This window comes from Kribbella sp. NPDC004875 (assembly GCF_042873375.1).
Classification (GTDB): Bacteria; Actinomycetota; Actinomycetes; order Propionibacteriales; family Kribbellaceae; genus Kribbella.
In genome coordinates, this window is the sequence record NZ_JBIALI010000005.1 from 595,977 (window position 1) to 609,188 (window position 13,212).

The following is a 13,212-nucleotide window of genomic DNA, read 5'->3' on the forward strand; positions in this document are numbered from 1 at the left end:
GGAACGTCGGCGCGGCCGTGAGTTTTCATGTCTGGATCAGAATTGGTGACAACAGTTTCGGGGTGCGCTCCGTACTCATCGGTGACGGACTGAGTGAGGGGACCGGGGAATGGCGAGAGCATCGCGGGACGAGGAGTTCAGTGCGTACGTCGTCCAGCGGCGTACGCAGCTGCGGCGGATCGCGTATCTGCTCTGTGGCGACGTGCACCAGGCCGAGGATCTCGTCCAGACGGCGCTGATGAAGTTGTACGTCGCCTGGCACCGGGTGCAGCGCGGCGGAAACGTCGACGCCTATACCCGGCGGATCCTGGTGAACTCAGGGATCGACGAGAGCCGACGGCCTTGGCGTCGCGAGGACGCCGGGCTCGACGGACTCGACCCGCAGGCGGACGAGGGGATGGCGCCGGAGGACCGGCGGGCGCTTCTGGAGGCACTCGCCACGCTGCCGATCGGGCAGCGCCGCGTGGTCGTCCTGCGGTTCTTCCTCGGTCTGACGATCGAGGAGACCGCCGCGGATCTCAACTGCGGCGCCGGCACCGTGAAGAGCCAGAGCTCGCGTGCCCTCGCCCGGCTCAACGACTTACTGACTGCCCAGTTCCGGGCTGTGGGAGGAAACCGATGATCGACGAGAAGGTGCTGCAGGACCGGCTCACCGAAGCGGCCGCCGCACAGGACGACCTGCTGCCGCGCCCGGTGGCCGACGACATTAGCGGTGGGCGCCGGCGCCTCCGCAGGCACCGGTTGCTGACCGGCGCCGGCGTGCTCGCCGCGGCCGGAGCCGTCGCGGCCGCCACCATCGGCGTCACCGGTGCGGTCCGCGACGCCGCGCAGGGCGAGCCGCCGGCCGCGGGTCGCCGTACCCCGGTCGACGCCGCGGCCGCACAGGACGCCGCCGCTGTCGCGAAGATCCAGGGCTTCGACACGTTGATGAAGGGCTTGCTGACCAAGCACTTCGACCCCGGCGGCAACCATCTGGATTTCAGCACCGGACCGTTCCAGGTCGGCACGCAGATCGGTCACCACGACACGATGCGCAAGGTCGGCTGGAAGGTCGCGGGGGAGAAGGGCGAGGGCATGCTGCTGATCGGCCTGTCGCGTTCGGCGCAGAGTGCGGGCAACACCTGCGGTTCCTACTCCGCGAACGAGGCCGACCCGGTCGTCTGCCATCGGGTGACGCTGCCCAACGGCCGTCCGGCGACTATCGGCCGGCAGGGCAAGCTGGTCGAACTCGACTACCTGCGACCGGACGGCGAGTTCGCGTACGTCGCGATCGATCCGGTGTTCCGCAACAACACCGAGATCCCGGTGCCGGACGTGGCGATCACCGACACGCAACTGTTTGCCTTCGTCACCGATCCGGCGCTGAAGCTGCCCCCGCTCACCAACGCCCAGAAAGCCGAAGAGGCCGCACTGCAAGACTTCGCGCCGACACCCGCGCAGGTCGAGGCCCTCGCCGCCAGGACGCTCGGTGGCAAGCTGCAGCGCGACCACGTCGAGGACGCACCAGGCGAGCTCGTCGTCGTGGACCAGTGGACCAAGTCGGCCGCGACCGCCACGCTCGAGATCGGTCTGGACGCGGCCCCACTGGCCAGCACCTGCCCCGCACAGCTGTCGATGCCGAACTGCACCTCGGTCAAGCTCCCGAACGGCGGCGCCGCCGAGTACGCCGAAGGTGCCCGCAAGTACCAGGGCGGCGAGATGTACGTCATGGGCGCCACCTACAAACAACCTGACGGCGACCTCGCCTCGGTCCGAATCCTGTACCCCGGACCGAAGCCTCCGGCCGGAGCAATCACCCAAGCCCAGCTGCTCGGCCTCGTCGCGGACCGATCTCTCGACAGATAGCCCTTGGAGCGGGCAAGTGGCGCGAAGCCGGATCTCCAGGCCATCACCATCGTGGGTGGTGCGCGTGGTCCCGCCTGTGGGGTGGGGGAGCGGCGGATTGTGATGGCCTGGAGAGACGGTGACTACTTCGCGCGGTGCCGCGCGGCCAGGTCCTTCAGGTAGTTGGCGCTGGCCTTGGGGGTGCGCGTCTGGGTGTCGTAGTCGACGCGGATGATGCCGAACCGCTTGACGTAGCCGTACGCCCACTCGAAGTTGTCCATCAGGGACCAGGCGAGGTAGCCGCGGATGTCGGCGCCCTGGGCGATGGCGTTGGCTACGGCGGTGAGGTGGGAGGTGAAGTACGCCGTTCGGTCGGTGTCGTTGACGTAGCCGGTCTCGTCGGGAACGTCGTCGAAGGCCGACCCGTTCTCGGTGATCACCATCGGGAGACCGGGGTAGTCGCGGGCGATGCTGAGCAGGAGGTCGGTGAAGCCCTCGGGCACGATCTCCCAGTCCATCGCGGTCCGCGGCTTGCCGATCGGTACGTCGCGGCTGATCGGCAGCCCGCCCGCGTCGACGGTGCTGCCGTCCTCGGCGTACCCGGTGAACTTCTGGCTGAAGTAGTAGTTCACCCCGAGCACGTCGATCGGCGCCGAGATGATCTCCAGGTCGCCGTCCTGGATCGGGAGATCGACGCCCTCGCGCGCGAGATCCGCGACGACATCGGCGGGATAGCGCCCGTGGACGAGCGGGTCGAGATAGATCCGCCGGCCCATCCCGTCCGCGCGACGGGCGGCCTCGACGTCGGGCTCGGCGTCCGAGGCCGGGTACGCCGTCGCGACGTTCAGCGTGATGCCGATGTCCAGCTTGCGGGGCGAGGCCGCGCGCATCTGCTGCGTCGCGAGACCATGCCCGAGCAGCAGGTGGTGTACGGCGGCGATCGCCTCCGGGTACTCGCGCCGGCCCGGTGCGTGCGCGCCGTACGCGTAGCCGAGCATCGCCGAGCACCACGGCTCGTTCAGCGTCGTCCAGGTGTCGACCCGGTCCTTCAGCGCGTCGAACACCAGCATCGAGTACTCCGCGAAGCGGTACGCCGTGTCGCGCGCCGGCCAGCCACCCGCGTCCTCGAGCTCCTGCGGCAGGTCCCAGTGGTACAGGGTCACCCACGGGTCGATGCCCTGGGCAAGCAGCTCGTCGACCAGCCGGTCGTAGAACCCGATCCCGGCCGGGTTCACCGGCCCCTTGCCGCGCGGCTGCACTCGCGGCCACGCCACCGAGAACCGGTAGGTGTCCAGGCCGAGGTCCTTGATCAGCGCGACGTCGGCCGGCATCCGGTGATAGTGGTCGCAGGCGATGTCACCGACATCACCGTTGTCAATGGCGCCCGGCACCCGGCAGAACGTGTCCCAGATCGACGGCGTCCGGCCGTCCTCGGCGATCGCGCCCTCGATCTGGTACGCCGAGGTCGCCACCCCCCACCGGAATCCGGCGGGCAGGCCTGCGAGGAAGTCTTCAGAGGTCATGGTCATCCTTCGAGTCAGGACACTAGGCAACGGGAACGCGGCCGGGGAGCCAGCACGCGACGGATCGGTCGGGGTCGTTGCGTGCCGACGGGACACCGAGCAGCGGGATCTCCGTGGAGCACCGGTCGAACGCCTGCGGGCAGCGCGGGTGGAACGAGCAACCGGAGGGCATTCCCCGCAGATCGGGTGGCGAACCGGGAATCCCGGCCAGCTCCCGCCGTTCGCCGCGGAGTGCGGGGAAGGACTTGAGCAGGCCTTCGCTGTAGGGATGCAGCGAGTCCGTGTAGAGGTCCTTCGACCGCGCCTCCTCGACGATCCGGCCGCCGTACATGATCGCGATCCGGTCGGAGAACTCGACCAGCAGCGACAGGTCGTGGGTGATGAACAGTACCGAGAACCCGAGCCGTTCGCGGAGCTCGACCAGTTGTGCGAGGATCTGCCGCTGCATCACCACGTCCAGCGCGGTGGTCGGCTCGTCCATGATCACGATCTGCGGCTCGAGGACGAGCGCCATCCCGATCATCACCCGCTGCCGCATGCCGCCGGACAGCTGGTGCGGGTAGGCGTCCATCCGGTCCGCGGAGATCCCGACGAGTTTCAGCATTTCCTGAGCCCTGGCGATCCGGGCCTGCGGCGACAGTTGCGGCTCGTGCGCCTTGATCACGTCGAGCATCTGGGTGGAGATCTTGTGCACCGGGTTCAGCGAGTTCATCGCGCCCTGGAACACGATCGACGTCTCCGCCCAGCGGAACGCGCGCAGTTCCGCGTCGGTCAGCGCCATCACGTCGTACGCGTCGCCCGACGGCGGGTGGTAGATCACCGACCCGCCGCTGATCACCCCGGGCGGCGGCAGCAACCGCGTCACGCCGTACGCGAGGGTGGACTTCCCGCTGCCGCTCTCGCCGGCCAGGCCGAGCACCTCGCCGCGGTGCAGCGTCAGCGTGACGTCGCGAACCGCCTGTACCGCCTGGTCCCCGAGGCCGTAGTCGACGTGGAAGTTCTTGATCTCCAGCACGGGTTCCTTCACGCGACCTCCTCCTCACGACGGCGTACGACGGGAGTCGCGGGCACGTCTTTCGCCGACAGCACCGGGGTGAAGCCGACCCGCATCCGGACGGTGTGGCCGTCCTTTGTCTTCACCCGGGTGTGACCGCTGCTCCGCAACCGTGGGCTGACGAACTCGTCGATCCCGAAGTTGACCAGTGACAGCGCGGTCCCGAGCAGGGCGATCGCCAGACCGGCCGGAACGAACCACCACCACGCGCCCTGCGCCAGCGCCTGCTGGCTCTGCGCCCAGAACAGGATCGTGCCCCAGTTCCACTCCGAGATCGTCGAGATCCCGATGAACGCCAGGGTGATCTCGGACATCACCGCGAAGATCACCGTGCCGACGAAACCGGAGGCGATGATCGCGGTCAGGTTCGGCATGATCTCGAAGGTGATCAGCCGCCAGGTGCTCTCACCGGTCGCCCGGGCGGCCTCGACGTAGTCCCGCCGGCGCAAGGACAACGTTTGCGCCCGCAGGACCCGCGCGCCCCACGCCCAGGAGGTCAAACCGATGACCAGGGCAACCATCAGGTCACCGGCCGACGGGATCGTGGAGGCGACGATGATGATCAGCGGGAGCGCCGGAATCACCAGGAAGACGTTGGAGAGCGCGGACAGGCTGTCGTCCGCGGCGCCGCCGAGGAAGCCCGCGCTGACCCCGATCAGGATCGACAGCGCGGTCGCGACCAGGCCGGCCAGCAGCCCGACGAACATCACGCCGCGGGTGCCGACCAGTACCTGGCTGAAGATGTCCTGCCCGAGGTGCGTCGTACCGAACCAGTGCTTGCCGGACGGCGCCTGGATCAGGTCGCTGCTCCGGGCGCCCGGGTCGTACGGCGCGATCCACGGGCCGATGATCGCGATCAGGCAGAAGAACGCGAGCACGACCAGACCGGTCGCGGCCTTCGGGTTCGCGACGAAACGCAACCGGCGGCGCTTGGCCGGTGCGGTCGTCTCCGCGGGCGTCACCGCGGTGATGGTGGCGGTCATCAGCCCTCCTTCCGGGTACGCGGGTCGAGGAGCAGGTAGGCGACGTCGGCCAGCAGGTTGGCCACCAGGACCGACAGCGTGATCACCAGGAAGACGCCCTGCATCAGCGGGTAGTCCTTGGCACCGACGGCCTGGAACAGGTTGTAGCCGATGCCCGGGTAGGAGAAGACGATCTCCACCAGCAGCGTGCCGCCGACGATGAAGCCGAGCGACAGCGCGAAACCGGAGACGTTCGGCAGCAGGGCGTTGCGGGCCGCGTAGCTGACCATCACCCGGCGCTCGGGCAGACCCTTCGCGTGCGCGACGGTGATGTAGTCCTCCGAGGACACCGTCACCATCATGTTCCGCATGGTGAGGATCCAGCCGCTGACCGACGAGATCAGGATCGTGATCGCGGGCAGCAGGCTGTGCTGGATCGCGCTGCCGATGAACGTCCCGTCCCAGCCTGGGACCAAGCCGGGTTCGTACCCGCCGGACGACGGGAAGAAGCTGCCCGGTCCGGCGAGCAGCGTGATCGCCAGCAGGCCGAGCCAGAAGTACGGGATCGACGAGAGGAACGTGGTCACCGGCAACAGCCCGTCCATGAGCGAGCCGCGCCGCCAGCCCGCGATCACGCCGAGCGACGTACCGATCATGAAGCTCGCGAAGGTGGTGATGCCGACCAGCGCGATCGTCCACGGCAGGCTCTGCTTCAGGATCTCCGACACCGGGGTCGGGAAGAACGTGAACGACAACCCGAGGTCGCCGTGGAACACCTGGCCCCAGTAGTCGACGTACTGACTCCACACCGACGCGTTCTTGTCCAGGCCGAAGAGCACGTAGAGCGAGTGGATCGCCTCGGTGCTCAGCTGACCCTGGTACTTCGCCATCAGCGAGGTGACCGGGTCGCCCGGGATCAACCGGGGGATGAAGAAGTTGATGGTGAGCGCGGCCCACGCGGTGAACACATAGAAGGCCACGCGCTGCAGGAGGAACTTCACTTCGCAGTTCCTTCCTCGTAGAGCCAGCACGCGGCCCAGTGACCGGGAGTCGGCAGGTCGAAGCGCGGCGGCAGGTCGGTCGAGCACTTCGGCATCGCGTGCACGCAGCGCGGGTTGAACCGGCAGCCGCTCGGCGGTGCGATCAGGCTCGGCGGCTCGCCACCGGCCTGGTCCTCAGGCGCACCGAGCTGTCCGAGGCGGTCGGGGTCCGGCGCGCTCTCGATCAGCAGGCGTGTGTACGGGTGTGCGGGGTTCTGCGTGACGGTTTCGGAGTCGCCGCCTTCGACGAGGCGTCCGGCGTACATCACCAGGGTCTCGTCGGCGAAGTACCGGGCCGACGCGATGTCGTGGGTGATGTAGAGGATGGCCAGGTTCAGCCGCTCCTTCAGGTCCCGCAGCAGGTTCAGTACGCCGAGGCGGATCGACACGTCGAGCATCGACACCGGCTCGTCGGCGAGCAGCGCCTCGGGATCGGCGCCGAGCGCGCGGGCGATCGAGACGCGTTGCCGCTGGCCACCGGACAACTCGTGCGGGAACTTGTCCAGGTAGCGCTCGGGCGGGGTGAGCTGTACCTGCTCCAGCAACGCGCGCAGGTTCTGCTCGAGATCGCCGTCCCGGCCGTGGATCCGCAGCGACCGGGTCAGGTGGTACCGCACGGTGTGCGTGGGGTTCAGCGAGGCGAACGGGTCCTGGAAGATCATCTGCACCTGGCGGCAGTACGCGCGGAACTTCCGGCCGCCGCGCACCGTCACGGACTCGCCGTGCAGGCGGATGTCGCCGGAGGTCCGCCCGTACAACTGGGCGAGCAGTCGCGCGACCGTCGACTTGCCGGAGCCGGACTCGCCGACCAGCGCGGTCACCCGGCCGCGGCGCAACGTGATCCGGACGCCGTCGACCGCGTGCACCACCTTGTGGTCCCGGCTGAACAGGTCGCGGATACCCCGGCGCACCGGGAAGTGCTTGGTGAGGCCCTCGGCCTCCAGAACAACCTCGGTCTCGGTGACCGTCATGTGTCTCCCATCGCGGCACCGCGGCGCCGGGGAGAGCCCCCGGCGCCGCGGCCCGGAATCACTGGCTGCCGGCCGGCTTCAGGTTGAGGATGATCTGCAGAGCGTTCTGCTGGGTCGGCTGCGCCGGCCCGTACTGGTTCTGCTCGTCGGGCCAGCCGACCCAGTTCTTGGTGCTGTAGAGACCGCCGACGTTGGACGCCGAGGTGGGGATGATCGGCATCTGCTCGACCATGATCTTCTGCAGCGTGTTCAGCGCGCTGGTGCGGGTCGCGTCGTCCGCGGCGTTCGCGTACTGGTCCAGCGCCTTGGTCGCCTCCGGGCTGTTGAACCGGCCGTAGTTGCCGCTCACGCCACCCTTGCCGACCGGCTTCAGGATCTTGCCGTCCATGATGTTCTGGTAGATGTCGAACGGCGTCGCGCCACCGTTGGTCCAGTGCATCGCGGCGTCGAAGTTGCCGGTGTCGATGTTCTTGAACCAGGCGTCCTGGTTGGCCTTCTCGACGGTCGCCTTGATCCCGATCGTGGACAGGTTGTCCTTGATGATCTCGAGGTCGGTCTGGTAGTCGGACCAGCCGGCCGGGTCGGTGAGCGTGAGCGTCACGGGCTTGCCGGTCGGGTCCTTCAGTACGTCGCCCTCGAGCTTGAAGCCCGCGTCGGAGAGCTCCTTCTTGGCGCCGTCGACATCGACCGCGTGCTTCTTGTCCTTGTACTCCGGAGCGATGAACGACTCACCCGCGGGCGTGGGGATGCCGGTCATCGACTCGACCTTCGGGTAGAAGTACCCGGCCTCACCCTGCTGGAAGATGTCGTCGCGGTTGACCACCAGGTTCATCGCGCGGCGCAGCGCCGGGTTGTCGAAGGGCTTGCGGGTGGTGTTGATCCACAGCCCGTGGATGCCGAGGTTCGCCGGGAACCAGAGCTTGTGGTTCTTCGGGTCCTTGTCCTGGTAGACGGCCTTCACGTTCGGGACGAAGACGAAGCTCCACTCCGACGAGCCGTTCGCCAGCGCGGTGGTCTGCGCGTTGTTGTCGTTGTACGACGTGTACCGCAGCTCCTTGACCTTCGGGAGGTCCTGCCAGTACGAGTCGCGCAGCGTCAGCGTGGTGGTCTGCGGGGTGAACGACTTGACCGTGTAGGGGCCGGTGCCGATCGGGTTCTTCAGGGTGTCCTGGCTCGGGTCCTTGATCGTCGACCACTGGTGCTTCGGCACCACGAACACGGTCAGGATCTTGTTCTGGTTGGTGAATTGCGATCGGGCGAAGGTCAGGTCGACCTTGTTGCCGGACGCGGTGATCGTCCCGTACGGGATCGCGTCCTGGTTCAGCCCGTCGTTGTCCTTGCGGAGCTGGAACGAGTAGGCGACGTCGTCGGCGGTCATCGGCTGGCCGTCGGAGAACTTCACGCCGTCCCGGATGGTCAGCGAGAGCTTGGTGAAGTTGGCGTCCCACTTCCACTCGGTCGCCAGCCAGGGCTTGCCCGGGTCTGTCGGCTTGATCCCGTTGATCATCACCAGCGGCTCGAAGATCATCCAGCGGTAGCCCAGCGAGGCGCCCGAGGAGGAGCCGAGGAACGGGTTGTGGTTCTCGGTCTGCGGTCCGTTCGGCATGCCGATGTTGAGAACGGTCGCGCCGCCGCCTGAGCCGTTCCCGGCGGCCTTCCCGTCCCCATTACTGCAAGCAGCCAGAGTGGCTGCCGCGAGCAGGCCCGCTAGGGCCAGCGCGACTGTGCGTCGTGCTCGCATCGGTTCCTCCTGTGTTTCTGTTGGCGGATGGCCCACCCTGAGCCGGTGGGCCAGTGCATGGTGACGTGAAAGCGCTCTCATGGGAAGAGCTCACGCCCGGTATTCGACGTTCAGAGGGGTACGCCGGTGGCGGGACAGGGGCAGCTGCCCCGCCACCGGAGTGCTACTGCGGAGGCCGGTGCGCCGGCGCGCGCCGGGTCCGGGTCGTGGGTTTCGGGGCGGTTGAGCCGCGGACGATCAGCGTCGTCGGCAGCACCTGGGGGTCTGCGGGCAGTGGAGTGCCGCCGAAGTACCCCATCAGCATCCGGGCGGCCGCCTGACCCATCTGGCGCATCGGCTGATGCACCGTGGTGAGCGGCGGCTCGGTGTGCTCGGCGTACGGGATGTCGTCGAACCCGACCACCGACACGTCGTTCGGTACGTTCCGCCCGGTCTCCCGGACGGCCTGGATGGCACCGCCCGCGGACAGGTCGTTGTGCGCGAAGACCGCGTCGAAGTCGAGCCGCTCGCCGAGTGCGTGCTGGACGCCGAGGCGCCCGCTCTCGTGGGTGAAGTCGCCCTCGAACACGAGTCTCGGGTCGAGCTCGAAGCCGGCCTCGGCGTAGGTGTCGCGGAAGCCGTCCAGGCGTTCGTGGGTGCAGCCGAAGCGTTCGACGCCGGTGATCACCAGTGGCCGGCGGCGGCCGAGCTCCAGCAGGTGCCGGGCGGCGGACTCGCCGCCGGCGTAGTTGGTGGTCGCAACGGACGGGAACTGCGGGCGGTGGTCGCGGTCGTCGATCAGGACCACCGGCAGACCGCGCGCGTGGAGTTGCTCGATGTAGGTGAGCGTGCCCTCCGGCTCGATCACCAGCAGGCCGTCGAACGACTGCGACGAGACCTGGGACGCGAACTGCTGCATGGATTCCGCACCGCGGTTGACGGTGAACAGCAGCAGGCCGTACCCCTCGGACTCGACCACGTCGACCGCGCCCTGCAGCACCTCGCCCATCCAGGGCCAGGTGAGTGACGGGACCAGCATCCCGACGATCCGGGTCCGGCCGCGGGCCAGGCCGACGGCGCGGGCGCTCGGCACGTACCCGAGCTCCTCGATCACCTGGCGGACGCGCTCGGCGGTGCGCAGGTCCAGCTCGCCCTTGCCGTTGAGGACGCGGGACACGGTGGTCTTGCTGACGCCGGCACGGGCCGCGACATCGGCGATGGTGATGGACACGCTGACTCCCCTCGGGCGGTCGGGGTCCGGACGCTACGGAACCGGTTTCGGAAGCGGTTCCGTAGATCAAAGCGGAGACCACAACGGACCGTCAATCACGGAGCGGTAACGAATCGTTGCTTAGTTCACGACTTGGAGGAAGGGGAGTCTTCCGCCGCGCGAGGCGGCATGATGAACTCGGGGCGAGCGGCCTGCCCGGGGCCGCAGGGTGAGGTAGAGGGATGGAAGTACGCCGGACCACGGTGCGCGACATGCGCCGGTCCAACCGCTCGGTGATCCTCACCAGCATCTACCGCGACGGCCCGCTGAGCCGCCAGGAGCTGACCGTCCGGACGTCGCTCAGTGCCGCCAGCGTGAGCAACCTGGTCGCCGAGCTGATCACCGAGGGCGTCGTCGAGGAGGCCGGCTCGGTCGAGTCCGAGGGCGGCCGGCCGCGCGTCCTGCTGCGGGTCGCACCAACCTTCCGGTACGTCGCCGGCGCCGAGGTCGGCGAGACGCGGGTCCGGGTCGAACTGTTCGACCTGGCGATGAACGTGCTCGCGCGCGCCGACCACCCGATCAGCTCGCCGACCCCGGAAGAGGTCGTGAAGCACGTCCTGGAAGGGCTTTCGAGCGTCGTCGCGACGTCCGGAATCCAGCCCGCGCAGGTCCTCGGGCTCGGTGTCGCGGTCGCCGGTGTGGTCGAGGACAACGCGATCGTCGACGCGCAGACGCTCGGCTGGGAGGCCGTGCCGCTCGCCGCGATGCTTGCCGAGGGCACCGACATTCCGGTGCACGTGGACAACGGCGCGAACATGCTCGGCCAGGCCGAGATGTGGTTCGGCGCCGGTCGCGGCGCCACCGACGCGGTCGTCGCGCTGGTCGGCTCGGGCGTCGGATCGGCCCTGGTCGCGGGTGGATCCAGCTATCGCGGCGCCCGCAGCAGCGCGGGCGAGTGGGGTCACATGACGATCGCGTACGGCGGCCGCCAGTGCCGCTGCGGCGCCCTCGGATGCCTGGAGGCGTACGTCGGCGCGGAAGGCGTCCTCGACCGGTACCGGACTGCCGGCGGCGAGGCCGGCGCTGACGAGGAGGCCGCCTTCGTCGAACTGCTGGAGTCGGCGAGCGAGCCCGCGAAGACCATCGTCGCCGACACCATCGGCTACCTGGCCGCGGGTTTCGCGAACCTCGTCAACCTGGTGAACCCCGAGCGCATCGTGCTCGGCGGCTGGGCCGGGCTGCTGTTGGGCGAGAAGCATCTGGACGAGCTGCGCGTCGAGGTCGGGAAGCATGCGCTCCGGCGTCCGTACGCGCAGGTCTCCATCGTGCTGTGCGAGCTGGGTCGCGATGCGGTGGCGCTCGGCGCCGCGACCCTCCCGGTGGTGCGCTTGCTCCGCGACGGAGGCGCCGTACCCGCTCGTTAGGTCCCGGCAGACCGGCGCCGCCCCCCACGGCGACCTCCGCCGCCGGCCAGGCACGTTTGAGGGGCCGGCCCCTCAAAGTGTGGGGTGCGTAGGCAATGTTCGGGTCCGCCTCCCACCGTTTGAGGGGCCGGCCCCTCAAACGGGAGTGGGTGGGGGGCGGGTCAGACGGTCCACTTCTGGTTGGCGGCGCCGGTGCAGGTCCAGATTTGGGTGGGTGTGGCGTTGGCGGAATTGTTGCCGGTGACATCGAGGCACTTGTTCGCCTTCGGGTTCACCAGGTCGTGGCCGGAGCTGTAGACCCATTGCTGGGCAGCGTTTCCGTTGCACGTCGCCAGTTGGACCCGGGTGCCGTCGGTGATACCGGCGTTCGCCACGTCGAGACATTTGCCCAGGGCCCGGATCGTGCCGTCACCGGGGCGGGTCCACTTCTGGGCGTTCGTCCCGTTGCAGTCGTACAGCTGCACCGTCGTACCGTCGGCTGCGTTGGCTCCGGCGACGTCCAGGCACTTGCCGGCCAGGCCGGTGATCTGTGAGCCGCCGCCTCCGGCGCTGCCGAGGGTGGAGACGCGCACGTAGTCGACGGTCATCGTCTGCGGCATCTGCGTCGTACCGTCCGGGTAGCCCGGCCAGTAGCCGCCGACCGCGAGGTTCAGGATCATGAAGAACGGGTGGTTGAAGACCCAGGTGTTGCCGTTCAGGTCGGCGGGCGTACGGCGCTGGTACTGCACGCCGTCGACGTACCAGGTGATCGAGTCCGGGGCCCAGTCCACCGCGAAGGTGTGGAAGTCGTCGGCGAACGACCAGCCGTTCGGGTGGTTGTACGCGGCACCGATCCCGCCGGCGCCGGAGTACCCCGGACCGTGGATCGTGCCGTGCACGGTGGCCGGCTCCTTGCCGATGTTCTCCATGATGTCGATCTCGCCGTCGTTCGGCCAGTTGCCGCCGCCGAGCATCCAGAACGCCGGCCAGATCCCTTGGCCGCGGGGGATCTTGATGCGGGCCTCGAACCGGCCGTACGTCTGGGTGAAGGTCTGGGCCGTGAGCAACCGTGCCGACGTGTACTGGCAGGGGCCGTAGTGGCACTGGTAGCCGCCGTTCTCCTGCCGGGCGGTGATCACCAGGTTGCCGTTGCCGTCCAGGGCGGAGTTGTTGCGGCTGTCGGTGTAGTACTCGCGTTCGTCGTTGCCCCAGCCGTTGCCGCCGATGTCGTACCGCCACTTGGCGGGATCGGGGGCCTGGCCGGCCGGGCCGTCGAAGTTGTCCTCCCAGACCGTTGCCGTCTGGGCCGCGGCGGCCTGCTGGTGCGCGGTGGCCGCCGGTTGGAGGAGGGCGGTGCCGGTGAGTGCGGCACCGATCGCGAGCAGCGCGAGCATGCGGGGACGCTTCATGATGTACCTCATTTCGGGGGCGTCTGAATGAGGGTGGATGTGCGCCGTAGCGTGCCGTGAGAACGCTCCCACGTCAACCCGGGGACTAATTAAAAG

General features: G+C 68.5%; 11 protein-coding genes. 3 read left to right on the plus strand and 8 right to left on the minus strand.

The genetic code is table 11. From position 1 onward, the window contains the following. Window positions 1–109 precede the first annotated feature (109 nt). Window positions 110–622, plus strand: coding sequence for a SigE family RNA polymerase sigma factor (locus ACFYRH_RS29355; RefSeq protein WP_387782109.1), 513 nt, complete (start codon window positions 110–112; stop codon window positions 620–622). Further along, window positions 619–1,845, plus strand: a complete 1,227-nt coding sequence (locus ACFYRH_RS29360) for a hypothetical protein (RefSeq protein WP_387782111.1) — start codon at window positions 619–621, stop codon at window positions 1,843–1,845. The genes ACFYRH_RS29355 and ACFYRH_RS29360 overlap by 4 nt, the downstream gene beginning before the upstream one ends. A 122-nt stretch (window positions 1,846–1,967) precedes the next feature. Here the strand turns inward: ACFYRH_RS29360 and ACFYRH_RS29365 are convergent, their stop codons facing one another. The 7 genes from ACFYRH_RS29365 to ACFYRH_RS29395 form a co-directional block, all read right to left on the minus strand. Beyond that, on the minus strand, window positions 1,968–3,347 hold the full coding sequence (locus tag ACFYRH_RS29365; RefSeq protein WP_387782113.1) for a GH1 family beta-glucosidase: 1,380 nt from the start codon (window positions 3,345–3,347) through the stop codon (window positions 1,968–1,970). Between the two features lie 22 nt (window positions 3,348–3,369). Continuing rightward, window positions 3,370–4,374, minus strand: a complete 1,005-nt coding sequence (locus ACFYRH_RS29370) for an ABC transporter ATP-binding protein (protein ID WP_387782115.1) — start codon at window positions 4,372–4,374, stop codon at window positions 3,370–3,372. Beyond that, window positions 4,371–5,384 (minus strand): ABC transporter permease, encoded by a 1,014-nt coding sequence (locus tag ACFYRH_RS29375; protein ID WP_387782117.1) that lies wholly within the window; start codon window positions 5,382–5,384, stop codon window positions 4,371–4,373. Before ACFYRH_RS29375 ends, ACFYRH_RS29370 begins: the two co-directional genes overlap by 4 nt. After that, window positions 5,384–6,364, minus strand: a complete 981-nt coding sequence (locus ACFYRH_RS29380) for an ABC transporter permease (RefSeq protein ID WP_387782119.1) — start codon at window positions 6,362–6,364, stop codon at window positions 5,384–5,386. Before ACFYRH_RS29380 ends, ACFYRH_RS29375 begins: the two co-directional genes overlap by 1 nt. Then, a complete protein-coding gene (locus ACFYRH_RS29385) occupies window positions 6,361–7,374 on the minus strand; it encodes an ABC transporter ATP-binding protein (RefSeq protein WP_387782121.1) in 1,014 nt (337 codons plus the stop codon). Before ACFYRH_RS29385 ends, ACFYRH_RS29380 begins: the two co-directional genes overlap by 4 nt. 58 nt (window positions 7,375–7,432) lie before the next feature. Further along, complete coding sequence (locus ACFYRH_RS29390; protein ID WP_387782123.1) at window positions 7,433–9,115, minus strand: ABC transporter substrate-binding protein; 1,683 nt, start codon at window positions 9,113–9,115, stop codon at window positions 7,433–7,435. Between the two features lie 163 nt (window positions 9,116–9,278). Then, window positions 9,279–10,325 carry a LacI family DNA-binding transcriptional regulator gene (locus tag ACFYRH_RS29395; protein ID WP_387782125.1) on the minus strand — a complete coding sequence of 349 codons (1,047 nt, stop codon included), beginning with the start codon at window positions 10,323–10,325 and terminating at the stop codon, window positions 9,279–9,281. A 221-nt stretch (window positions 10,326–10,546) separates the two neighbouring features. Here ACFYRH_RS29395 and ACFYRH_RS29400 point away from each other — a divergent pair, with 221 nt between their 5' ends. Continuing rightward, complete coding sequence (locus tag ACFYRH_RS29400; protein WP_387782126.1) at window positions 10,547–11,728, plus strand: ROK family protein; 1,182 nt, start codon at window positions 10,547–10,549, stop codon at window positions 11,726–11,728. 161 nt (window positions 11,729–11,889) lie between these two features. Here ACFYRH_RS29400 and ACFYRH_RS29405 read toward each other — a convergent pair whose 3' ends face one another. Further along, on the minus strand, window positions 11,890–13,116 hold the full coding sequence (locus tag ACFYRH_RS29405) for a family 16 glycosylhydrolase (RefSeq protein WP_387782127.1): 1,227 nt from the start codon (window positions 13,114–13,116) through the stop codon (window positions 11,890–11,892). Between the last annotated feature and the right edge of the window lie 96 nt (window positions 13,117–13,212).